Annotated in this window: 21 protein-coding genes; 10 read left to right on the forward strand and 11 right to left on the reverse strand. The window is 75.5% G+C overall.

Features of this window, described 5'->3' with window-relative positions; all coding sequences use genetic code 11:
• Nucleotides 1-24: 24 nt before the first annotated feature.
• Together ABT093_RS34010 and ABT093_RS34015 are read right to left on the reverse strand one after the other, a co-directional pair.
• A complete protein-coding gene (locus ABT093_RS34010; RefSeq protein ID WP_350570930.1) occupies nucleotides 25-942 on the reverse strand; it encodes a hypothetical protein in 918 nt (305 codons plus the stop codon).
• Entirely contained in the window at nucleotides 939-1985 is a 1047-nt protein-coding gene (locus ABT093_RS34015; protein WP_350570931.1) for an SPFH domain-containing protein, read from the reverse strand. The genes ABT093_RS34010 and ABT093_RS34015 overlap by 4 nt, the downstream gene beginning before the upstream one ends.
• Nucleotides 1986-2104: 119 nt before the next feature.
• Between ABT093_RS34015 and ABT093_RS34020 the strand changes: the two genes are divergently transcribed.
• Together ABT093_RS34020 and ABT093_RS34025 are read left to right on the forward strand one after the other, a co-directional pair.
• On the forward strand, nucleotides 2105-3160 hold the full coding sequence (locus ABT093_RS34020) for a hypothetical protein (protein WP_350570932.1): 1056 nt from the start codon (nucleotides 2105-2107) through the stop codon (nucleotides 3158-3160).
• Between the two features lie 210 nt (nucleotides 3161-3370).
• Nucleotides 3371-5782, forward strand: coding sequence for a transglycosylase domain-containing protein (locus tag ABT093_RS34025; RefSeq protein ID WP_350570933.1), 2412 nt, complete (start codon nucleotides 3371-3373; stop codon nucleotides 5780-5782).
• 86 nt (nucleotides 5783-5868) lie between these two features.
• Here ABT093_RS34025 and ABT093_RS34030 read toward each other — a convergent pair whose 3' ends face one another.
• From ABT093_RS34030 to ABT093_RS34040, 3 genes are all read right to left on the reverse strand, one after another.
• Nucleotides 5869-7155, reverse strand: a complete 1287-nt coding sequence (locus ABT093_RS34030) for a glycerophosphodiester phosphodiesterase (protein ID WP_350570935.1) — start codon at nucleotides 7153-7155, stop codon at nucleotides 5869-5871.
• Between the two features lie 414 nt (nucleotides 7156-7569).
• Entirely contained in the window at nucleotides 7570-8118 is a 549-nt protein-coding gene (locus tag ABT093_RS34035) for an RBBP9/YdeN family alpha/beta hydrolase (protein ID WP_350570937.1), read from the reverse strand.
• Nucleotides 8119-8278: 160 nt separating this feature from the next.
• Nucleotides 8279-10453, reverse strand: coding sequence for a TerD family protein (locus ABT093_RS34040; protein ID WP_350570939.1), 2175 nt, complete (start codon nucleotides 10451-10453; stop codon nucleotides 8279-8281).
• A gap of 225 nt (nucleotides 10454-10678) precedes the next feature.
• Between ABT093_RS34040 and ABT093_RS34045 the strand changes: the two genes are divergently transcribed.
• The 3 genes from ABT093_RS34045 (at nucleotide 10679) to ABT093_RS34055 (ending at nucleotide 13372) form a co-directional block, all read left to right on the forward strand.
• On the forward strand, nucleotides 10679-11245 hold the full coding sequence (locus ABT093_RS34045; RefSeq protein WP_350570940.1) for a DJ-1/PfpI family protein: 567 nt from the start codon (nucleotides 10679-10681) through the stop codon (nucleotides 11243-11245).
• Nucleotides 11246-11452: 207 nt separating this feature from the next.
• Nucleotides 11453-12739, forward strand: coding sequence for a serine hydrolase domain-containing protein (locus ABT093_RS34050; protein ID WP_350570942.1), 1287 nt, complete (start codon nucleotides 11453-11455; stop codon nucleotides 12737-12739).
• Nucleotides 12740-12826: 87 nt separating this feature from the next.
• Nucleotides 12827-13372: a gamma carbonic anhydrase family protein gene (locus ABT093_RS34055; RefSeq protein WP_350570945.1), complete on the forward strand. Its 546-nt coding sequence runs from the start codon at nucleotides 12827-12829 to the stop codon at nucleotides 13370-13372.
• A 12-nt stretch (nucleotides 13373-13384) separates the two neighbouring features.
• Here ABT093_RS34055 and ABT093_RS34060 read toward each other — a convergent pair whose 3' ends face one another.
• Nucleotides 13385-14638 carry an MFS transporter gene (locus tag ABT093_RS34060; protein WP_350570947.1) on the reverse strand — a complete coding sequence of 418 codons (1254 nt, stop codon included), beginning with the start codon at nucleotides 14636-14638 and terminating at the stop codon, nucleotides 13385-13387.
• A gap of 149 nt (nucleotides 14639-14787) precedes the next feature.
• Between ABT093_RS34060 and ABT093_RS34065 the strand changes: the two genes are divergently transcribed.
• The 4 genes from ABT093_RS34065 to ABT093_RS34080 all read left to right on the forward strand — a co-directional run bounded on the left by ABT093_RS34065 (nucleotide 14788) and on the right by ABT093_RS34080 (nucleotide 16688).
• Nucleotides 14788-15024, forward strand: coding sequence for a DUF2277 domain-containing protein (locus ABT093_RS34065; RefSeq protein WP_350570949.1), 237 nt, complete (start codon nucleotides 14788-14790; stop codon nucleotides 15022-15024).
• 79 nt (nucleotides 15025-15103) lie between these two features.
• The gene (locus tag ABT093_RS34070; RefSeq protein ID WP_350570950.1) at nucleotides 15104-15340 is read left to right on the forward strand and encodes a DUF6296 family protein; all 237 of its coding nucleotides are present in this window, start codon (nucleotides 15104-15106) and stop codon (nucleotides 15338-15340) included.
• Nucleotides 15341-15383: 43 nt separating this feature from the next.
• On the forward strand, nucleotides 15384-15668 hold the full coding sequence (locus ABT093_RS34075) for a DUF427 domain-containing protein (RefSeq protein WP_350570951.1): 285 nt from the start codon (nucleotides 15384-15386) through the stop codon (nucleotides 15666-15668).
• Between the two features lie 117 nt (nucleotides 15669-15785).
• Complete coding sequence (locus ABT093_RS34080; protein WP_350570953.1) at nucleotides 15786-16688, forward strand: hypothetical protein; 903 nt, start codon at nucleotides 15786-15788, stop codon at nucleotides 16686-16688.
• 56 nt (nucleotides 16689-16744) lie between these two features.
• On the opposite strand, the gene ABT093_RS34085 is transcribed toward ABT093_RS34080, so the two are convergent.
• The 5 genes from ABT093_RS34085 to ABT093_RS34105 form a co-directional block, all read right to left on the reverse strand.
• Nucleotides 16745-17062: a hypothetical protein gene (locus ABT093_RS34085; protein WP_350570965.1), complete on the reverse strand. Its 318-nt coding sequence runs from the start codon at nucleotides 17060-17062 to the stop codon at nucleotides 16745-16747.
• Nucleotides 17063-17260: 198 nt separating this feature from the next.
• On the reverse strand, nucleotides 17261-17422 hold the full coding sequence (locus tag ABT093_RS34090; protein ID WP_350570955.1) for a hypothetical protein: 162 nt from the start codon (nucleotides 17420-17422) through the stop codon (nucleotides 17261-17263).
• 174 nt (nucleotides 17423-17596) lie between these two features.
• Nucleotides 17597-18802: a cytochrome P450 gene (locus tag ABT093_RS34095; protein WP_350570957.1), complete on the reverse strand. Its 1206-nt coding sequence runs from the start codon at nucleotides 18800-18802 to the stop codon at nucleotides 17597-17599.
• A gap of 86 nt (nucleotides 18803-18888) precedes the next feature.
• Nucleotides 18889-19107 (reverse strand): ferredoxin, encoded by a 219-nt coding sequence (locus ABT093_RS34100; protein WP_350570966.1) that lies wholly within the window; start codon nucleotides 19105-19107, stop codon nucleotides 18889-18891.
• A gap of 178 nt (nucleotides 19108-19285) precedes the next feature.
• Nucleotides 19286-20890 (reverse strand): ATP-dependent DNA ligase, encoded by a 1605-nt coding sequence (locus tag ABT093_RS34105; RefSeq protein WP_350570959.1) that lies wholly within the window; start codon nucleotides 20888-20890, stop codon nucleotides 19286-19288.
• A gap of 233 nt (nucleotides 20891-21123) precedes the next feature.
• On the opposite strand from ABT093_RS34105, the gene ABT093_RS34110 reads away from it, so the two are divergent.
• Nucleotides 21124-21657 (forward strand): GNAT family N-acetyltransferase, encoded by a 534-nt coding sequence (locus ABT093_RS34110; protein WP_350570960.1) that lies wholly within the window; start codon nucleotides 21124-21126, stop codon nucleotides 21655-21657.
• Nucleotides 21658-21940 lie beyond the last annotated feature (283 nt).

Raw genomic sequence — 21940 nt, forward strand, 5'->3', positions numbered from 1 at the left:
CGGACGCCCCGCGCCCTCCGGACCTCACCCCAGCAGCCGCAGCCGGGTGGCGGCGACGCCCACCCGAACGGTCTGGCCCCTGGCCAGCTCCAGCGCGTCGGCCTCGACGCCGTCGCCGAAGGCGACCAGCCGGTCCGACTCGACCGTCAGGACCAGCCGCCGGCCCGCGTCGAGCAGGCCGTGCACCCGGCCGGTGCCGGTGGCGGGGGAGGGCCAGGCCTCGCGGACGAACCAGGCGAGCGCCGGGGCGGCCGGCTCCGGCAGGGCGAGCGGGCCGCCGCGCTCCAGCCAGACGGAGCGGCACCAGCCGGTGCCGCCCGTCCCGGTGCCCACCAGCACGCCGGACGAGGCCTGCGGCTCGCCCTCGTCCGCGGCGCCGGAAGGACCCTCCTCGACGGCCAGCCGGTAGCGGGCCGTCTGGTGGCCGGGCTGGCCGACGTACACCTCGTTGAGCGCGAGCAGCCGCTGGGTGTCGTCGGCGACCGCCTCCACCATGGTCCGCTCCTCGGCGCGCCGCTCGGCGCCCGGGCCGACGGCGGCCGGCAGCAGCCGCGCCAGGTCCTGGGCCCGGTGCCGGACCAGGACGCCCGGATTGCGGCCGGGCTCCGCGTCCACGCCGATCACCGGCTGCCCGGCCAGGTACTTGGCGACGTTGGCGACCAGCCCGTCCTGGCCGACCACGACCACCACGTCCTCCGGCTCGAAGAGGAACCGCGGCAGGTCGGCGCGCTCGACCCGGGTGCGCCGCCAGTCCAGCGGCACGGCGCCGGCCGCCAGGGCGAGCGCCCGGCCCTGCCGCTCGTGGCGCCGCTCGATCTCCTCGACCGACCGGCCCCGGCTGCTCAGGAAGTACGCGGCCTGCCCGGGCGTGCCGTGGTGGGCGAGCAGCTCCTGGTACTCGGTGCGGCGGTGGACCAGGACCGCCCGGGGCGCGAGCGTCACCGCCCGTCTCCCTTGCCCGCGCCCGCGGCGCCCTCGCCGACGCCCGTGCCCGCCGCGCCCAGCTTGGCGAGCAGCCCGGTGAGCACGTCCGGGGTGAGGGTGAGGCTGTCGATCCGCGGCAGGTGCTCGGCCAGCCGCATCAGCGCGAGCGCCCGCAGCACGGCCGGGTCGGCCTGCTGGTGGGCGGCCAGCCAGGCCGCCTCGGCGGCGGCCCTGGCCTCGCCGAGCGCGCGGGCCGCGTCGGCCTCGGCGCCGGCGAGCCGGGTGCGGCGCTGCGCCTCGGCGTCGGTGCGGATCCGGTCGGCGACCGCCTCGTCCTCGGCCTGGAGCCGGCCGTTGGCCCCCTGCTGGGTGATCAGCTGTTCCTGCCGCCGGGCGAGTTCGATCCGGTTGGCGAGCTCGTTCTCGGCGATGCCGCGCTCGTGCTCGACGGCGACGGCGCGCCGTTCGAAGGTGGCCCGGTCGGCCTCCTGCTGGACCAGCTCGCGGGCGGGGGTGCGCAGCGCGCGCTCCACCTCCGGTTCGGGGCGCAGCGCGACCACCCGGACGGCGATGACGGCGAGCCCGGTCTCGGCCAGCCGGGGCTCGGCGGCGAGTCCGGCGGCCATCCGTTCGCGCACCGCGCTGATGCCGTCGGCCAGCGCGGTGGCGAGCGGGGTGCGGGCGAGCAGGCCGAGCGCGTGCTGCTGGGCGGTCTCGGTGAGCAGGGTGGCGAGCTGGTCGAGCGGGGCGGAGCGCCAGGCGCCGGTGTCGGGGTCGATGCCGAAGTCCACGCGGGCGGCGGCGGTGGCCGGGTCGGTGATCCGGTAGGTGAGGGTGCCCTGGACGGTGACGTCCTGGAAGTCGGCGGTGCGGGCGTGGAACAGCATGGCCAGCTCGCGGTCGTCGACCGGGACCTCGGAGAGCACGGCGGTGAGCGGGCGGAACCAGAAGGCGAGGCCGGTGCCGTCGTGGACGAGCCGCCCGCCCCGGACGTGGCGGATGTGGGCGGTGGGCAGGGCGCGCAGGTGGCGCAGCCCGAAGCGCTTGGTGATGTCGGCCATCGGTGACTCCTTTTCGTCGGAATGACGATATTGGGCTCGATCGATTCTCGTCAAGGTGACGAAAAAGGGTGGCCCGGGTCCCGCCGCCGTGTTCGTGGGAGGATCGACCGGTGCTGAGGATGCGAACGACGAGGCTCCCCGCCGCACTGCTGGCCGCGGCCTGCGCGACCGCCGCGGCCTGCGCCACCGCCACGCTCGGCGCCCCGCCGGCCCGCGCGGCGGACGGGGGCGGCGAGGCCTTCACCATCGGCGACCCGCGGATCACCGAGTCCAGCGGCCTCGCGGCCAGCCTGCGGCACCCCGGGGTCTACTGGACCCACAACGACAGCGACGACGGCCCGTACGTCTACGCCGTCGACTCCCGGGGCCGCACCGTGGCCACCGTCACCCTGCGCGGGACCGAGCCGCGCGACGTCGAGGCGGTCTCGCTCGGTCCGGACGGCCGGCTCTACGTGGGCGACATCGGCGACAACCTCGGCGGCAAGTGGCCCGAGGTCTGGATCTACGCCTTCGCCGAGCCCGCCGAACTCCGCGACCAGAGCGTCCAGGTGACCCGCTACAAGGTCCGCTACGAGGACGGCCCGCGCGACGCCGAGGCGCTGATGGTCCACCCGGTGACCGGCCGCGCCTACATCGCGAGCAAGAAGCAGGGCGGCGGCGGCCTCTACCAGGGCCCGGAGCAGCTCTCCGCGACCGGCGTCAACACCTTCCGCCGGATCGCCGACGCCCCGTGGACCACCGACGGCGCCTTCTCGCCGGACGGCACCCGGCTGGTGCTGCGCGGCTACTTCTCGGCCACCCTCTACCGCTGGAAGGACGGCGCGCCGAGCGGCGGCGAGTCGCTCAGCACGCCGTTCCAGCGCCAGGGCGAGTCGGTCACCTTCAGCGCCGACGGCCGGGCGCTGCTCTACGGCAGCGAGGGCAAGGACAGCCCGGTCTGGCGCTCCCCGCTGGCCGGCGACCAGCTGCCCGACGCGGTCGGGCCGCAGCCGAGCGCCACGCCGGCCCCGTCCGCGCCGCCGTCCGGCGAGGCGGCGGCCCCGCCCTCGGAGGGCGCCGCCGCCGGCCCCTCCTCGTCCTCGGCCGGCGCCGGGGACCAGACGCTCGGGGTGGTCTTCCTGCTCGCGGTGGCGGGCGCGGTGTTCGGACTGCGGCGCAGGAAGCGCGACGGCTGACCCCGGAGCTGCCCGGAAGGACCGCCGCCGGCCGCCGCCGCGACCGGAGCGCACCGGGTCGGACGTCGGCGAACGACCCGCCGCTGCCCGGGCCGGAGCGCGGGCCGGTCGGCACGCCACGCCCAACAGCGCCGATCTGTCGCCGATTTGTGACAAAGGTTGGCCAACACCGGCCCCACGGGCGGTTTTCGTGGACGTAGTGTTCCGACTATGTCACGGAGAAGCCGCCGCACGCCCTCCTCGGAGCCCCACGACACCTGGGTGCCGCGCCCCCGGCGCCGCGAGACCCCGCTCGGCCTGCTCGGTCACGGCGTGAAGTTCCTCGGCTACAGCACTCTCGCGGGTGTACTGCTCGCGGGCATCGCCCTGCCGGCCGCCGGCGCGCTCGGGCTCGGGATGAAGAGCGGCGTCGAGGAGTTCGACACCATCCCTGACGACCTGAAGACCCCGCCGCTGACCCAGGCCAGCTGGATATTCGACGCCAAGGGCCAGCAGATAGCCAAGGTGTACGAGCGCGACCGACGGGTGATCACCGCCGAGGAGATGGGCCCGCTGATACGCCAGGCCCAGGTGGACATCGAGGACGCGCGCTTCTACGAGCACGGCGCCGTCGACCTCAAGGGCGTGCTGCGCGCGATCACCAAGAACGCCGAGAGCGGCACCGCCGTGCAGGGCGCCTCGACCCTGACGCAGCAGTACGTGAAGAACGTCAACGTCGAGAAGGCCGGCGACGACGTGGCGGCCGTCCGGGAGGCCCAGCGCAAGACCCTCGGCCGCAAGGTGCAGGAGCTGAAGTACGCCATCAAGCTGGAGGAGGAGCTGACCAAGGAGCAGATCCTCACCAACTACCTGAACATCACCTACTACGGCCAGCAGGCCTACGGGATACAGGCGGCGGCCCAGCGCTACTTCAGCAAGAACACCAAGGACCTCACCATCGCCGAGGCGGCCACCCTGGCCGGCCTGGTGCAGAACCCCTCCCAGTTCGACCCCAAGGCCCACCCCGAGGCCTCGCGCAAGCGCCGCGACGTCGTGCTCGACAAGATGGTGGAGAACAAGCACCTCACCCCGGAGCAGGCCAAGGAGGCCAAGACCGGGCCGGTCGTGCTGCGCTACCAGGCACCGCAGAACGGCTGCATCACCGCCGACGCGGGCATGGGCTTCTTCTGCGACTACGTCAAGCACGTGATCAAGCAGGACCCGGTCTTCGGCAAGACCGCCGCCGAGCGCAAGAAGCTCTGGGACATGGGCGGCCTGCTGATCCACACCACCCTGGACCCGGTGAAGCAGGCGGCCGCGCTCAGGGCGGTGACCGCGAAGGTCAAGGTCACCGACGACGTGTCGGCGGCGATGACGATGGTGGAGCCGGGCACCGGCAAGATCCTCGCGATGGCCCAGACCCGCCCCTACGGGATCGACCCGGGCAAGCGGCAGACCGTCGTCAACTACAACGTGGACGCGGCGATGGGCGGCGGCAACGGCTTCCAGCCGGGCTCCAACTTCAAGCCGATCGTGGCCGCCGCCGGACTGGAGGCGGGGCTCACCTCCACCCAGTCCTACCCCTCGCCGAACAAGATGGACTGGCCGACGATGAGCACCTGCGACGGCACCTGGAAGAACCTGGAGAAGGGAAGGAAGGGCGGCGCCATCCCCAACGAGTCGGCGGGCGAGGTCGGCCCGTACGAGCTCAAGGAGGCGATGGCGCTCTCGGTCAACACCTACTTCGTGCAGATGGAGCAGGAGATCGGCCTCTGCGCCGTCAAGCAGATGGCCAACAAGCTCGGCGTGCTGACCAAGGCGAGCGGAAAGCCGCTGGAGGAGCTGCCCGCCCTGGGCCTGGGCACCCAGGAGGTGAGCCCGCTGGTCATGGCGAACGTCTACGCCACCTTCGCCAACCGCGGCACCTACTGCACCCCGGTCGCGATCAGCGGCATCACCACGATGGACGGCAAGGAGGTCGCGGTCAGCCCCGGCAAGTGCGAGCGGGTCTTCTCCGAGAACACCGCCGACGTCATCAACACCGTGCTGCTCGGCGTGACCGAGAAGGGCGGAACCGGCCGTGACCTCGGTCTGGACGACGACCGCCAGATCGCCGGCAAGACCGGTACCTCCGACGAGAAGAAGTCGGCCTGGTTCAGCGGCTACACCGGTAACCTCGCCGCCTCGGTCTGGCTGGGCGGCCCGGCCGGCGGTGTGCCGATGAAGAACATCCGGATCGGCGGCAAGTGGTTCGACGAGGTCTTCGGCGCCACCGGCCCCGGACCGATCTGGCAGATGGCGATGAACGACGCCGTCCGGGGCATGCCGGAGAAGGAGTTCGACACCGTCTACATCCCCAACCCGGCGCCCAAGCGCGACCCCTCGGCGAGCCCGGGCTCGGGCAGCGGCTCGCCCGGCGGCTCGCCGAGCGACGTCGCGACCTGGCCGGGACGGCCCCAGGGGTCCGGCCGGCCGTCGCGCACCCCCAACCCGAACACCAGGCCCGCCCAGCCGACCCAGCGGCAGGAGCAGCCGGTTCAGCAGGACCAGCAGCCGCAGGAGCAGCAGGAGCAGCAGGGCCGGGCGGAACAGCCCGAGGAGCAGCACACGGAGCAGCACTCGGACCAGCAGGAGCAGGGCTGAGCGCCCCGCCTCCGAACGGCACCGCGCCCCGGAACGTCCGGCGACGTTCCGGGGCGCGGTGCCGTTCGGGCGCCTGGCGTCAGGCGTCAGTGCACGCCCTTGGCGGCCCAGAAGTCCTGGCGGGCCAGCACGCTGCTGTCCGCCTGGTCGGTGAAGAAGCCGTCCACCCCGAGCTCGTAGAGGTACTTCGCCCAGCCGATCGCGTCGCCGTACGCGTTCGGGTCGGTGCCCCGGCGGAAGTCCAGCGGCAGGAAGGCGTTCTCGTTGCGCACCGTGTACGGGTGCAGCAGCAGGCCCGCCGCGTGCGCGTCCCTGACCAGGGTGGTCGGCGGCAGCAGCTTGCCGGTCGCGTCGACGGGCGCGATCAGCGTGGTGGTCGGGCCGAGGCCGTGCGCGAAGGAGGCGATCCAGCGCAGGCCCTCGGGCTTCACCAGGTCGGCCACCGTGCGCGTGTCGCCGGACAGCACGAAGTCGTACGGCCGGCTGGTCGGGCCGCTGAGCAGGAAGACCTTCGGGTTGTCGACCAGCTTGGCGAGCCGCTGCAGGCTGCTCGGCTCGAAGGACTGCAGGATCGCCCTGCCGTTCCGCCCGGCCAGGCCGGTGCGGCGCAGGTCGTCGGCGAGGCGCTCCTCCAGCGGAAGGCCGATCGAGCGGAAGTAGCTCGGGTGCTTGGTCTCGGGGTAGACCCAGACGTCCCGGCCCAGCTCGCGGCCGCGCTTGCGGGCGAAGTCGGCCACCTCGCGGAAGGTCGGCACGGCCCAGCGGCCGTCGTAGAGGGTGTTGCGCTGGCGCTGCTGCGGCAGCCGCTCCTTGGCGCGCAGGGTGCGCAGCTCGGCGAGCGTGAAGTCCTCGGTGAACCAGCCGGTCTGCGCCGCGCCGTCGATGGTCCTGGTGGTGCGGCGGTCCGCGAACTCCTTGTGGTCGGCGACGTCCGTGGTGTCCGTGATGTTGTTCTCGTGGCGGACCACCAGGTGGCCGTCCTTGGTCGGGACGAGGTCCGGCTCGATGACGTCCGCGCCCAGCTGCAGCGCCAGGTCGTAGGAGCCCAGGGTGTGCTCGGGGCGGTAACCGGGGGCACCGCGGTGGCCGACGATCAGCGGGTGCGGCAGGCGGTCCAGGCCGGTGCCGGTGCGCACCGGCGGGCGGGTGCCGGCCGGGCGGCCCGCGGCGACGCCGCGCTCGTCGGCGGCACCGTACTGCTCGTCGCCCGGCTGGTCCCCGGCGGGGGCGGCGAAGGCCTCGCCGGCACCGGCCGCGAGGGCCGCCGCGCCGAGCCCGGCCGCACCGGTGGCCCGCAGGAAGGTCCGGCGGGAGGACGCGGTGGCGTCGGCGGACTGCGCCGGGGTGCTGCCGTCGGACGGACGGTACGTCATGGATGCTCCTAGCTCGCACTGATGGCGTCGCGGTGTGGGTGCCGCCCGCAGACTAGGAGCAGCGGCGCCCCGCCGGGTGGCCGGCGGGCGAACTGCGGGAGAAGTTCCCGCACCCGCCGTCCGCCGCGTCACCATCCGCCGTACCGCCGTCCGCCCGCGCCCGGACGCCCGCGTGCGGGAGTGCCCGGACACGGGGGTGCGCGGACACCGCGGTGCCCGGCCGCGGGCGGGCCGGCCGCGGTCACGCACCGCGGCCGGCCGTCGGTCCGGGGGACGGACCGCTCGGGAGGCCGGCCGGCGCGATCGCTGGTCCGCGCCGGTCGGCCTGCGCCCAGTCTGTCCCGAGGGGCGGGCGCCGTCCCATCCCCGGATCCTGGGATGCTCCGGGCCATCGCCGCCCTCCGTCCCGCCCGTTCAGAGCGCGGCGAGCAGTTCCCGCCCGAGCGGCCAGTCGCCCAGCCCGGAGTCGGAGTTGAGGTGCCCGAAGGCGCCGGGCTCGACGTAGCGCGCGCCCCAGGCCTCGGCGAACCGCCGGGCGCGCTCCGGGGTGACCCACGGGTCGTCGGTGCTGGAGACCACGGTGGCCGGGAACGGCAGGGCGGCCAGCGCCACCGGGCGGAAGCCCAGCAGCTCGGGCACGTCCGCGTGGTCGACGTCGGCGGGCGCGACCAGCAGCGCGCCCCGCACGGCGGCCGTCCGCCCGGCCGGCGCGCCGGCCGCCCAGCGGGCGATCGTCACGCAGCCGAGGCTGTGCGCCACCAGCACCACGGGCCCCTCGGCCGCCGCCGCGGCGACCGCCTCGTCCACCCGGGCCACCCAGGAGTCCGGGTCCGGGTGGTCCCAGTCGTCCTGCCGCACCCGCACGAACGCCGCCGGGTCGGCGGCCTCCCAGCGGCTCTGCCAGTGCGCCGGCCCGGAGTTCTGGTAGCCGGGCAGAACGAGGAAGGTGGTGCGGTCGGACATCGGGGCGGGGTCCCTCCGGGGAAGTCACGGACACGACGACGCCGGGGCGCGGAAACCGCACCCCGGCGTTGGGTCGACGGCGAGGAGAGCGAAGGGGCTGGATTCAATAAGGAGTGAGAAGGAAGCCCCTTCATGGCCTCGCCGGGGCTCACGCTACCAGTCAGGCCGGGACCAGGTCGCGCAGATTTCCGGGGGTGACGACCCGGGAGTCCGGGTGGAGCCCCTCCGGGCGCTCCAGGCCGATGTAGGTCACGGGTCCGGCGGGGACCGCCGCGCCGTCCCACAGGGTGACGGAGGCGGCCCGCTGCCCCATCAGGTCGGTGAGGTGGCGGACCGTGAGGTAGTCGCGTTCGACGACGCCGCGCAGCAGCGTCGCGACCGACAGCTGGTTCTCCTCGACCCGGTTGGCGGCGGGCATGCCGACGAGGTGCAGGTGCAGCCACTTGGCGCGCCAGCGGCCGTCGGCCCCGCGCAGGAACGCCAGCGGCAGGGCGACCCGTCCCGGGCCGCGCAGGTCCGACTTCATCCGCACGGTGCGCGGCTCGAAGGGCCGCCCCGCCTGCTCGCCGTCCCGCAGCATGAAGCCGAAGAACGACTCCTCGACCTCCTCGAAGTCCTCGCCCGCGTAGACGTCGACCTGCGGCACGACGAACGCGCCCCGCACCGCGTCCAGCCGCAGGTTGATGAACTCCGACGCGCCCTCGGGCGCTTCGGTGACGTCTCCGGAGTGCTCGCCGCCGATCTCGGTGAGCGAGGTGTACGAGAGCCAGGAGACGGTCTCGTACGACTCGTCCAGCATCAGCGCCGTCAGGTCGAGGTCGGTGCGCCGCTCGCGCTGCTTCCAGTACATGAAGAAGCGCAGCAGCTCGCCGTCGACCGGGCAGAGCGAGCCGCGGGGCAGCACGCCCAGGCCCGCGGACGTCGCGTTGCCGCTGAGCGGCAGGGCGACGTCGAGGACGGCCGGGTCGATCAGCAGGTGCCCCGGATCCGGGAGACGGCGGCTCACCTCGGCGTCCAGCGCGGCGATCAGGCGCGCGTGCTCGGCGGGCGGCAGCGGTGGCCGGGTGTCGGCGACGACCCGGCCGCGGCCGGCCCGGTTGACGAAGACCCGGCGCTCCCCGGCCCCCTCGGTGCGGCGGTTGTGCAGGTGTTCGCGGACCGACAGCAGCAGGCGCCCGGCCACCTGCCCGGCCGCCGCCTCGGCGGCGGCCACCACGGCCTCGCGCTGCTCCGCGGTGGCGCAGGCGCGCAGCAGCCGGTCGAGCGCGCGGAACAGCTTGCCCGGGGCGGCGGCCAGCAGCCGCACCGCCGCGCCGACGTCGTCCGCGCCGAGCGCCTCCTCGACGCGGCCGTCGAAGGACCGGGCCTCCCGCTCGCCCCGGGCGACCGCGAACACCTCGGCGGCGTGCGGCCAGCGCGGGTACTCGTGCGGGTGGAGCCGCTCGCCGAGGCGCTTGAACATCTCGCGGTGCGCGCCGACGTCGCCGAGCTTGGCGGGGGCCGCGGCGACCACCGCGTCCAGCCCGGCGAGCAGAGCCCGGCGCACCGGCCGGGGGAACGGGCGGAACCGGGTCGGCTGCGCGAGCGTGACGTCCCCCTCCGACAGCGCGCAGGCGAGGCGGAGCACGTCGGTGACGGTGTCCAGCAGGAGGTCGGCTCCGGCGTGGAGGCGGGCCCGGTTGACGACGGCGCGGTTCTCCCGGACCGGGATCGCCCCGGGCTGCGGCCCGTGCACGCGGTGCCCGGCGAGTTCGCCGAGGTCGCGCAGGGCCTCCTCGCCCAGCGGGGTGACGCTGCCCGCCAGCGCCAGGTACAGGGCGGTGACCTCCTCCTCCAGCGCGCCACCGGCGTGCAGGACGGTCATCCGGTCGCCGGCGGCGGCGATCAGCTCGTCGTGGGCGGCGAGCAGTTCGGCGTACGTGTGCTGGTAGCGGCCGTAGCGGGGCAGCGTCAGCAGGTCGACCACGCCGGCGTCGAGCTGGGCGAGGGTGCGCTCGCCGGTGTCGTCGTCGGCGAGCGCCTCGGTGATGCACCGCATCCAGAAGTGCACGGTGTCCGGCACGTTGGCCGGGAAGTCGATGAAGTAGGCGTTGTGCCGGACGTGGTCGCCGGCCAGCTCGCGCACGGTGGCCAGGGTGCGGACGGCCGTCTCGCGGACGGTCTGCGCGCTGAGCCCCGACAGCCGTTCCAGCGCCTCGGCCGAGAGCTTGAAGCCCACGGACATCAGCGCGGCGTCGAACTGACGGGCCGCGGCCTCGCCGTTCCCGGCCGGACCGTCGGGGGTGGGCAGGCGGAAGGTGTGCCGGACGATCATGGATTCGAGACGCTGGGACATCCCCGCATGGTCCCAGAGCCGTGCGGACCGCCGCACCCGGGTTTCGCGGCCCTCGCCCACGACCGGTCCGGGGGCGTGCGCCCGGGGAAGCGCGCCGTGCCCCGGCGGTGCGCGCCGTTGCGTGGGGACACCGGGTGCGGGAGGTTGGTGCGGTCCCGCGCCGGAGGGCTCCGACCCGGGACGGCTACTGCTTCGACGGTCGATCACTTCGGAGGGATGTCGGCGATGACATCGAAGATCCTGCTCGTCACCGGGGACGCCGCGGAGTCGCTGGAGGTGTTCTACCCGTACCAGCGGCTGCGCGAGGAGGGCTATCAGGTCGACGTCGCGGCGCCGGCGAAGAAGCGGCTCCAGTTCGTGGTGCACGACTTCGTCGAGGGGTTCGACACCTACACCGAGAAGCCGGGCTACACCTGGCCGGCCGACGTGGCGTTCGCCGACGTCGACCCGGCCGACTACGTGGCCCTGGTGATCCCCGGCGGGCGCGCCCCCGAGTACCTGCGCAACGACCCCGAGGTGCAGCGGATCGTCCGGCACTTCTACGAGGGCGAGAAGCCGGTCGCCCAGATCTGCCACGGCCCGCTGGTGCCGGCCGCCGCCGGGGTGCTCGCCGGGCGCACCAGCGCCGCCTACCCGGCGCTGGAGCCGGATGTGCGGGCGGCGGGCGCCACCTACGTGGACGGCGAGGCGGTGGTGGACGGCGTGGTCGTCTCGGCCCGCGCCTGGCCCGACCACCCGGCGTGGCTGCGGGCGTTCATCGAGGTCCTGCGGGTCAAGGCGCCGGTCGCCTGACCGGCCCCGGCCCGGGCCACCCCCGAGCGGCTCTCGGGGTTGGCCCGGAGCGGGCCTCGGGGGCGGCCCCTCCCTGAGGGGGAGCGACCCGCCGCGCGAAGGTCGCTCCCGGGGCTGAGGACCTCCGCGCCACCGCCTGTCAGAGTGTCAAGTGCCGATATCAACAGGGGTGTTGTGGGCACCCGTCGGACGGACACGGGAGAGCGCATGAGCGTGGCGGAGCACACGGACGGGACGGACCGGGGGAGCGGCGGGGGCAGGGGGCGTCGGCGGCGCCGCCCGGCCGCGCGCCTCGTCGCACTCGCGCTCGCGGGCGCGGGACTGGTGGGCGTGACGGCCCCGGCGGCCGGCGCCCTCGGCACGGCGGAACCGATCGGGGTGGTCACGGTGACCAGCACGCAGGACGCGCCGGCGCCGGACGCCGCCGGGCGCGGGCCGTGGAAGGGCGTCGACACCGGGGCCCTGAACGCCTCGCTGCGCGGCATGACCGACTCCGGCGGCGTCTCCGCCGCGCTGGCCCGGGTCGGCGACCACGGCCGCACCCTGTGGAAGGGCGCCTCCGGCGTCGCCGACCGCACCACCGGTGCCCCGGCCTCCCCGGACGGCCGGTTCCGGATCGGCAGCGTGACCAAGACCTTCGTCGCCACCGTCGCCCTCCAGCTGGTCGCCGAGGGGCGGCTCGGCCTGGACGACCCGGTGGAGCGCCTGCTGCCGGGCGCGGTGCCGAACGGCGCGGAGATCACCCTGCGCCAGCTGCTCGGCCACACCAGCGGGGTGTTCAACTACACCGAGGACGACGCCTTCGACGTCAACCGGCCCGGCGTCATCGAGCAGTGGCTGGAGTCCGGCCGCTACACCCGCTGGACGCCGCAGCAGCTCGTCGCGCTGGCCAACGCCCACCCGGCGTACTTCGCGCCCGGCCAGGGCTTCCACTACTCCAACACCAACTACGTCCTGGTCGGCCTGATCATCGAGCGGGCCACCGGCCGCAGCTGGCAGCAGGAGGTGGAGCGGCGCGTCGTCCGCCCGCTGCACCTGACCGGCACCTTCATGCCCGACCACGGGACGGCCGTCCCCGGCCCGCACGCGCACGGCTACTACGACCTGCCCACCGGCCCGGTGGACGTCACCGAGCTGGACCCGAGCATGGCGGGCGCGTCCGGCGCCGGGATCTCGACCACGGCCGACCTCAACACCTTCATCACGGCCCTGATCGGCGGCCGGCTGCTGCCCCGCCCGCAGCTCGCCGAGATGATGACCGCCACCCCGCAGAGCGGGAACCGCTACGGCCTCGGCCTGGAGCGGGCGACCACGGACTGCGGCGTGCTCTGGGGCCACACCGGCGGCATCCCCGGCTACAACACCGTCCTGTACACCAGCGCCGACCTCCGCCGGCAGCTCGCGGTCTCGATGAACGCCCAGGGCATCTCGACCCCGCCGGAGACCAGGGAGGCCTACGAGAAGCTGCAGAGCGCCGGGACCTGCACCGGCTGACTGCGGGCCACCCGGCCCCGGACCGGCGGAGCGCGGATGCCATCATGGCCCGCACCTGAAGGGCCGTCGGCACGAGGAGGACGAGAGATGGCAGAGCCGCTGATCGCCGAGGTCGGGGGCCGGGTGCCCGCCGTCGACCCGGGCGCCTTCGTCGCGCCGAACGCGGTGGTGGTGGGCAGCGTGACGGTGGGCGCCGGGGCGAGCGTCTGGTACGGCGCGGTGCTGCGCGGGGACGCCGAGGCGATCACGGTCGGTGCGGACAGCAACGTCCAGGACAACTGCACCCTGCACGCCGATCTCGGCTTCCCGCTGGTGATGGGGGAGCGGGTCTCGGTCGGCCACAACGCCGTGCTGCACGGCTGCCTGATCGAGGACGACGTCCTGGTCGGGATGAACGCCACGGTGCTCAACGGCGCCCGGATCGGCGCGGGCTCGCTGGTCGCCGCGGGCGCCGTGGTGCCGCAGGGCATGCGGGTCCCGCCCGGTTCGCTGGTCGCCGGGGTGCCGGCCAAGGTCCGCCGCGCGCTGACCGAGGAGGAGCGGGCCGGCATCACCTTCAACGCCGAGGGCTACCGGCTCCTGGCCGACGGCCACCGCGGGCTCCGCCCGCTGCCGCCGGCCGAGCCCGCCTGACCGCGCCCGCCCTCAGCGGGCCGGGCGGGCCGGCGCGCCGCTCCGGTCGTCCGGGGCCGGCGCGGGCCCCGGCACCCGGGCCCCGGCGCCGCCCGCGGCGACCACGACCGCCGTCGCGGCCGGGCGCCGCCGGGCGGCGGCCCAGGCGGCCACCGCGATCACCGCCCCCGAGGCCGCCAGGCCGGAGCCGACCAGCGGCGGCGAGGTCCAGCCCAGCCCCGCGTCCAGCGCCAGCCCGCCGAAGAACGCGCCCTGGGCGTTGGCCAGGTTGAACGCGCCCTGCACCGTCGCCGAGGCCAGCGTCGGCGCGCCCCGCGCCTCGCGCATCACCAGCGTCTGCACGGCCGGCACGATCGCGAACCCGAACATCCCGACCAGCACCACCGTCACCGCCGCCGACCACTCGGCGCGCGCGGTCACCGCGAACAGCGCCAGCACGCCGGCGAGCAGGACGAAGGCGGCGCACACCGTCGGCCGCAGCGCGCGGTCGGCCGCGTACCCGCCGAGCAGGTTGCCGATCGTCATCCCCACCCCGAACAGCGCCAGCACCAGGGTCACCGAGCCGGTGGCGTATCCGGAGACCTCGGTCAGCAGCGGGGTGATGTACGAGTAGCAGGCGAAGAAGCCGCCGCAGCCGAAGACCACCGTGGCCAGCGCCAGCCAGAGCTGGCCGCTGCGGAAGGCGCCCAGCTCGTGCCGCAGGCCCGCCTGCGCGGGGGAGGGCAGCGCCGGGACGAGCCGGGCGATCGCCACCGTCCCCGCCGCGCCGATCGCGACCACCACCAGCATGGTCGCCCGCCACCCCAGGTGCTGGCCGAGCAGGGTCGCGGCCGGCACTCCGACGACATTGGCCAGGGTCAGGCCGGAGAACATCACGGCGACCGCCCGGGCCCGCCTGTCCGGGGCCACCAGTTCGGCCGCCGCCACCGCCCCGGCACCGAAGAACGCCCCGTGCGGCAGTCCGGTGACCAGCCGGGCGGCGGCCAGCGTCCAGAAGTCGGGGGCCAGCGCGCAGAGCAGGTTGCCGAAGGCGAAGAAGCCGGCCAGCGCGACCAGCACCGCCTTCCGGGGCCGCCCGGCGGCGAGCGCGGTGAGCAGCGGCGCCCCGATCACCACACCGAGCGCGTAGGCCGAGATCAGCCAGCCGGCCTGCGGGATCGAGACGTCCAGACCGTCCGCCACCTGGGGGAGCAGCCCCATGGCGGCGAACTCGGTGGTTCCGATGGCGAACGCGGTGACGGCCAGGGCGACCAGCGCGAGAGGCAAGGGGGTACTCCCGGAAAAAGGAACAGGAGGAGTCGGGATTGTTCGTCCGAAATCCTAATCCGATCGGATGACGTGCCCGTGTGGTGCGTAAGTCGGTCCGGTGACGGACGGGGGTCGCCACCCGGGCGTCCGCGCGCGAGACTGGGGTCATGTGCCGCAGTATCAAGACGCTGAGACCGCCCGTGACGCCCGACGCCACCGAGGAGGACTACCACGCGGCCGCGCTGCAGTACGTGCGGAAGGTGTCCGGGTTCCGGGCGCCGGCCGCGCACAACCGTGAGGCCTTCGACCGGGCCGTGGACGCCGTCACCGAGGCCACCGCACGACTGCTCGCCGAGCTGGAGGTCCGCGGCGCCTCCGCCCGTCCGACCCGGGCCACCGCCTGAGGGAGGACCGCGTGCGCGGGACCCGCCGGGAGCGCCGGCGGGGGTCCGAGCGCGTCGCACAGGGACCAGGAGGTCGGTGATGAGCCCCGTCACCCGTTACGCACTCACCTTCCCGGGCACTCCCGGCACCCAGGCCCCGCAGGACGTGGTCGTGGTCGAGCGGACCAGCGCCACCGGGCCCGGCGGACACCCGGTGTACGAGGACGCCAGCGGCATCGTCCGGGCCGAGATCAGCGAGGCGGGGGAGGTCCGGATGCTCGCCAGCGGCGGACACCAGACCCCGCACTGCCCGGTGCACGCCCAGCCGCTGCCCTGACGCCCTGCTGACAGCGCCCGGCCCCGTGGGGCAGACTCCCGGTATGACCACAGCGCGCTGGCAGGGCACCGTCGTCGCCGAGAGCGAGGACACCGTCGTCGTCGAGGGCAACCACTACTTTCCGGCCGACTCCGTGCGCACCGAGTACCTGCGCCCGTCCGACACCACCACCGTCTGCGGATGGAAGGGCACCGCCGAGTACTACTCGCTGCACGTCGACGGCGCGACCAACCCGGACGCGGCCTGGTACTACGCGGACCCCGACCCCGCGGCCGAGCAGATCCGCGGCCGGGTGGCGTTCTGGCGGGGCGTGGAGATCACCGACTGAACCGCCCGGCCCCGGCCGAGGGCCGAACGGGCCCCGGGACACGGCCGTCGTCGTCCTGTCGCAGGACCGCGACACCCCCGGGGCGTGTTCCGCCGCCCCGCCGGGTACGGCCACACCATGGCCATCTTCAGGAAACCGGGACGCCCCGAGCAGCCCGAGCCCACCCCGGACCGCCTCGCCGACGAGCTGGCCGGCCTGGTCGAGGAACTCGAACCCGCCGCACCCGGTGAGCCCGGCGCGCCCGCCGAGGGCGGCCCCGGCGGGCTGGCCGAGTACCGGGCGGGCACGGAGCGCGGCCGGCGGCGCGGCGCCCGGCTGGTCGCCGCCATAGCCCGCCGGCTCGGCTCCGGAAGCCGGGCCGCCGCCAAGGGCGCCGCGTACGGCGGCCGGGCCCTCACCGAGCAGCTGCTCCAGACCGCCCCGCGCATCCCCGTCCGCAGCCTCGCCACGCTGCGCTCCCAGCACCCCGGCGCCGCCGACCCGGAGAAGCTCGCCGACCTGCTGGTCACCGGCGCGGGCCGGGCCTCCAGCGCGCTCGGCGCCGGGGTCGGAGCCGCCGCGATGCTCCCGGTGCCGCCCGCGATGCCGGTGGAGATCGCCGCCGAGACGATCGCCGTCGCCGCCGTCGAGATCAAGCTGATCGCCGAGCTGCACGAGGTCTACGGCTTCCCCGTCCAGGGGACCGCCGCCCAGAAGGCCGGCGCGTACGTCGGCGCCTGGGCCAACCGCCGGGGCATCGACCCCACGCTGCTCGCCAAACCGGCCGGTCTGGCCGCGATGGCGCTCGGCAGCGAGGTCCGCCAGCAGGTGCGCCGCCGGCTCACCCGCAGCTCGCTGCGCCGGCTGCCGTCGCTGACCCCGCTGCTGGTCGGTGCGGGCATCGGCGCCACGGTCAATCTGCGCGACACCCGCAGGGTGGCCCGCGAGGTCCGCACCGACCTGCGCGGACGCCCGCCGGCCGACCCGGGGTACTGGGCGGCCGCCGCCCCGGGCCCGCGCGGGGAGAATCACGGCGACTGACCGCCGGGGACCGGCCACCGGGCGTGGCCGGCCGCCCCCGGGGGCCGAGGGCCGGGTCAGCCGCCCGGGGCCTGCGGGGCCCCGGCGCCCCGCCCCGCCTTGACCGCGTTCACCATCGCCTGGTGGACGGCCCGCGCCGTGGTCTCGTCGACCGCCGGAACGGGGCTGCCCGCCACCGAGTACCAGTCCAGCGCCCCGGTGTACTGCACCGTGAGCCGCGCCTCGCCGTCCACCCAGGTGGTGTGCACGGTGAGGTCGCCCGAGATCGGGCCGACCTCGACGGTGGTCACCCCGCCGGGCCCGCTGATGATCGACTGGGTGGTCCAGGTGGCCCACGAGGCCCGGGGGTCGAGCGGGGGCTGCGCCCGCTCCACCGTCCCGCCCGGCCCGCCCGCCGGGCCCGGTCCCTGTCCTGCCGTGCCCTGCTGCTGTTCGGTCATGCGCCCATCCTCCCCCGCCGGTCCGCCGCCGCTGGGGCAGCGACACCGGCGGTCGCGAAGGCCGCCCGGGGGCCGGGCGGCCTTGTGGCCATTCGCTGGTGGCAACTCGTCGGTCGGAACGGTCCGGGCGCCTCAGCCGCCCGCCCCCGGCTCCTCCAGGGGCTCGCCCTCGGCCTGCGAGGTGTCCTGTGCGTGCTGGTTCTGCATCGAGGTGATGCCCTCCTCGGGGTCGGCCGCGCGGACGTCCTCCTCCCGCTCGGTGCTCACCTCGGAGCGTGCGCTCATGTCGGTCATCGCGGGCTCCGTCTCCTCGGCCGGCGGGGCGACCGGGACCGCCGCGCTACGCCGTGGCGTCGGGCGGCCGCCGGGCCGGTGCTCTGTCTCGCCCCTCAAGCCTGCCTCCGCGCCCCGGCAAGGGCCAACCGGGCCGGTCAGGCGGTCCGCTCCGCCCCCGCCGGCCCGGGCGTCTCACCAGGTGACCGGCAACGACTTCAGCCCGTAGATCAGCGCCTCCGGGCGGAACTCCAGCGCCTCCTCCGGCACCGCCAGCCGCAGCCCCGGCAGCCGCCGGAACAGCGTGGCCAGGGCGATCTGCAGCTCGGCCCGGGCCAGCGGCTGCCCCAGACACTGGTGCACCCCGAAGCCGAAGGCGAGGTGCCGGCGCGCCTCCCTGCCGAGGTCGACCTCGGCCACGCCGAGGTGGCCCTCGGCGCCGAACAGCCCGTCGTCCCGGTTGGCCGTCGACAGCATGGCGATCACACCGTCCCCGGCGCGGATCAGGGTGCCGCCCAGCTCGACGTCCTCCACCGCCAGCCGCGGCACCCCGGTGTGCAGGATGGTCAGCACCCGCAGCAGCTCCTCCACCGCCCCGGGCACCGTCGCGGGGTCAGCGAGCCGGGCGGCCTGCTCGGGGTGGCGCAGCAGCAGCGCGGTGGAGAGCCCGATCATGTTGGCGGTGGTCTCGTGCCCGGCGACCAGCAGCAGCACCCCGGTCGAGGCGATCTCGCGCAGGGTGAGGTCGTCGCGCATCGCCAGCCGGCTCAGGGTGTCCTCGCCGGGCCGGGCGCGCTTCCGCTCGGCGAGCCGGGTCAGGTAGTCGAGCAGCTCCTCCTGGGCCCGGGCGATGTCCCGGTCGTCGGCGTCGGTGGCGAGCAGCAGCCGGCTGTTCGCCTGGAACGCCTCCCGGTCCTCGTACGGGACGCCGAGCAGCAGGCAGATCACCAGCGAGGGCACCGGCAGCGCGAACTCGGCGACCAGGTCGGCCGGGCCGCCCCCGGCCGTCATCCGGTCGAGCGCCTCGTCCACGATCCGCCGGATGCCGGGGCGCATCGCCTCCACCCGCTTGACCAGGAAGTCCCCGGTGACCATGCGGCGCAGCCGCGCGTGCTCGGGGTCGTCCAGACGCAGGAAGGACGGGTTGGCGGCGACGATCTTGCGCCGCCCCTCGGTGAGGAACGGGAAGCCGGGCCGGCGGGCGTCGGCGCTGAACCGGCGGTCCGAGAGCACCGTGCGGACCTCCGGGTACCCGGTGACCAGCCAGCAGGGGCTGCCGTCGGGGAGTTCCGCGCGGCCGACCGGACCGGTGCTCGCGGCCTCGGTGTACGCGGGCGGCGGCGCGAACGGGCAGGCCGTTTCGTACCGGGCCGGGATCGGGGTGACGGGAACGGTGGACATGCTCAAGGTGGTCTCCTCGCGTGACAGGTGAGGCCCGTGGCAGGCGGTGGGAGACGGCGGGAGGGGGCGTGCGGTCCGGGCGGCCGTCAGACGGCGGTGCCGGCTCCGTCGGCCTCGGTGACGGCGATCGCGCCGCCCGGGCAGAGGTCGGCGGCGAGGCGAACGTCGCCGCGGAGGGACGCCGGGACGACGGGCCGCAGGACGGTCACCAGGCCGTCGAGATCGTCCTGCTCGAAGACCTCGGGCGCCGTCATGACGCACTGGCCGGAGCTGCAGCAGCGGTCCCGGTCGACGTTCACCTGCATGTCGGACACCTCTCCGTGGTGGGGCACCGGTCCGCCCGGGCCGGGCCGCCCTCCGCTGTCATGGTCAAGCTATCCCCGCCACCCGTCGCACACGAAGAGTGAACGGCCACCTCGCGAAGAATGGCCGATATGCCTCTGGTCGTGAACGATTTTGCGATAAAAGGAGTTTGATGACCCGTCATCCCTGTTGCCCTGGCTCTTCGACGGGTCCGGGGACGGGGCTCGGGCCGGGGTCCCGCCCGATTCCCGCGGCGGCGGCGATCTCCCGGACGGCGGCGACGGTGTCCGCCTCCGCCGCGCTCTTGTCGGGCCGGTGGCGCACCACCCGGGCGAACCGCAGCGCCAGCCCCGCCGGATAGCGCGGGCTGCGCTGGACCCCGTCGAAGGCGATCTCCACCACCAGCTCCGGCCGCACCCGGACGGTCCAGGCGTCCCGCTCCACCTCGCGCTCCAGCAGCGCCCCGGTCTGCCAGGCGAGCATCTCGTCGGTGAGCCCCTTGAAGGTCTTGCCCAGCATCACCCACGGGCCGAGCCCCGGCTCACCGGCGGCCCGCGCGCCCAGGTGCAGATTGCTGAGGAAGCCGTGCCGGCGCCCGCTGCCCCACTCGGCGGCCAGCACCACCAGGTCCAGGGTGTGCCGCGGCTTCACCTTGACCCACCCGGCGCCGCGCCGTCCGGCCCGGTAGCCGGCCGCCGGGTCCTTCACCAGCACGCCCTCGTGGCCGCGGGCGAGGGCGGCCCGGAAGAACGCCAGCGCCGCGTCCCGGTCGCCGGTCTCGGTGCGCGCCACCCGCAGTCCGGCCGGGACGGCCCCGGCGAGCGCGGCCCAGCGCTCCCGGCCCGGGCGGTCCACCAGGTCCTCGCCGTCCCGGTGCAGCAGGTCGAAGAAGTACGCGCTGAGCGGGACCTCGGCCCGCAGCCGGTCCGGGTCCCGGCGGGCCGCCGTGCGGGCGGCGGTCTCCTGGAACGGCCGCGGCCGGCCGTCCGGCCCGAGCGCGATCGCCTCGCCGTCCAGCACCGCCGAGCGCACCGGCAGCTCCAGCGCCGCCTCCACCACCTCGGGCACCCGGGCGGTGATGTCGTCCAGCGACCGGGTGAAGACGCCGACGTCCCGGCCGTCCCGGTGCACCTGCACCCGGATGCCGTCCAGCTTCCACTCCAGCGCCGCCGGGACGGCGAAACGGTCCAGCGCCGTGCCGACGTCCGGCGCCGAGGCCGCCAGCATCGGCCGCACCGGCCGGCCCACCTCCAGCCGGAACGCGGCCAGGCCCGGCTCGCCGCCGGCCAGCGCGGCCGCGGCGACCGCCCGGGCCGAGCCGCGGAACATCAGCGCCCGGCGCACCGCCGCCGCCGGCACCCCGGCGGCCTGCGCGACCGCGTCCGCGACCACCGCGTCCAGCGCTCCCTGGCGCAGGTCGCCGACCAGCACGGCGCGCAGGAACGCCTGCTCGGTGCCGGTGGCCCGCCCGAAGAGGCCGGTCAGCAGCCGGCGCCGCTCCGCCAGGGCGCCCGCCCCGTGCACGGCGGCGATCTCCTCCAGCGCCCGCTCGGTCTCGCGCACCCCCAGCCGAGGGTCGGCGGCGGGCGGCGGCAGGTCGCGCAGGGCGGCCGGGCCGATGCCGGTGCGCAGCCGCTGCGACTCGCCGGACAGCAGCGCGACCGCCGCCGGCGCCTCGTCCGGGCCGAGCTCGCGCAGGCAGTCGGCGAGCAGCCCGGTCTTGGCCCGGCGGCCGGGCTCGGCCGCCGCGGCGCGCGAGGTGAGGGCCAGGCGGTGGAGCGGCATCGCGGGCCTCCTCGGGAGGGCGGGCGGGGTGTTCAGGATCGGCGATCGGGGCGGCCGGCGCGCGTCGGGCACCCGTGAGCGCCGGGCCGGTCGGGCCGGCCCGGACATGGCACCGGCTGCCGGATCGGCGTGGAAGCGGGGCGTTCTTGGCCGCACCGTCGATCGGCACGGAGCCGACGGGCCGTCATGCTGGCGCGCATCCGGCCACCCCACCCACCGACGGGAGCCCCCGTATGACCCAGGACACCGCCGCGCCGACCGCCGCCGCGCCGACCGCCGCCGCGCCGACCGCCGCCGCGCCGACCGCCGCCGCCCGTTTCCGCGTCGAGGTGCCCACCGGCGCCGACTTCCCCGCCTGGCGCGAGCTGTTCCGCGGCTACTGCGCCTTCTACCGGGTGCCGATCCCCGACGAGAAGGCCGAGCTGGTCTGGTCCTGGCTCACCGACCCGGCCCACGAACTGGACGCTCTGCTGGTCCGCGACGCCGACGGCACCCCGGTCGGGTTCGCCCACTACCGGCCCTTCGTCCGCCCGCTGCACGGCGCGGTCGCCGGGTTCCTCGACGACCTGTACGTGGCGCCCGCCGCCCGGGGCACCGGCGCCGTCGACCTCCTGCTGACCCGGCTGCGCGCGATCGCCGCCGAGCGCGGGTGGAACGCCGTGCGCTGGATCACCTCGGAGACCAACTACCGGGCCCGCGGCAAGTACGACCAGGTCGCCACCCGCACCGGGTTCGTCACCTACGACATGCCCCCGGCCGGCGCCTGAGCGGCGTCCGGTCCGCCCACGCGGACGCCGCGCCTCCACCGCGCCACCCCGCGTTCGGAAATCAGTTCGCACTTTTCTGTTATCCGGTCACCGCCCGCCGGTCTCCCAGGTGTCGGCACCCGTCCGCCGGACCCTCCCGGCGGACCCGACGGCCCGAATACAGGAAGCGTGCGCAGGTGAACAGCGAAGACCGGACCACCATCCTCCCCGCGACCGGGCGCCCCGGCCCCGGCGGGCGCTCCGCGCGCCGCGCCGCGGAACGGCGGCGCGGCCACGGCCGCCG

It is taken from the genome of Kitasatospora sp. NPDC002551 (assembly GCF_040296005.1).
Lineage (GTDB): Bacteria > Actinomycetota > Actinomycetes > Streptomycetales > Streptomycetaceae > Kitasatospora.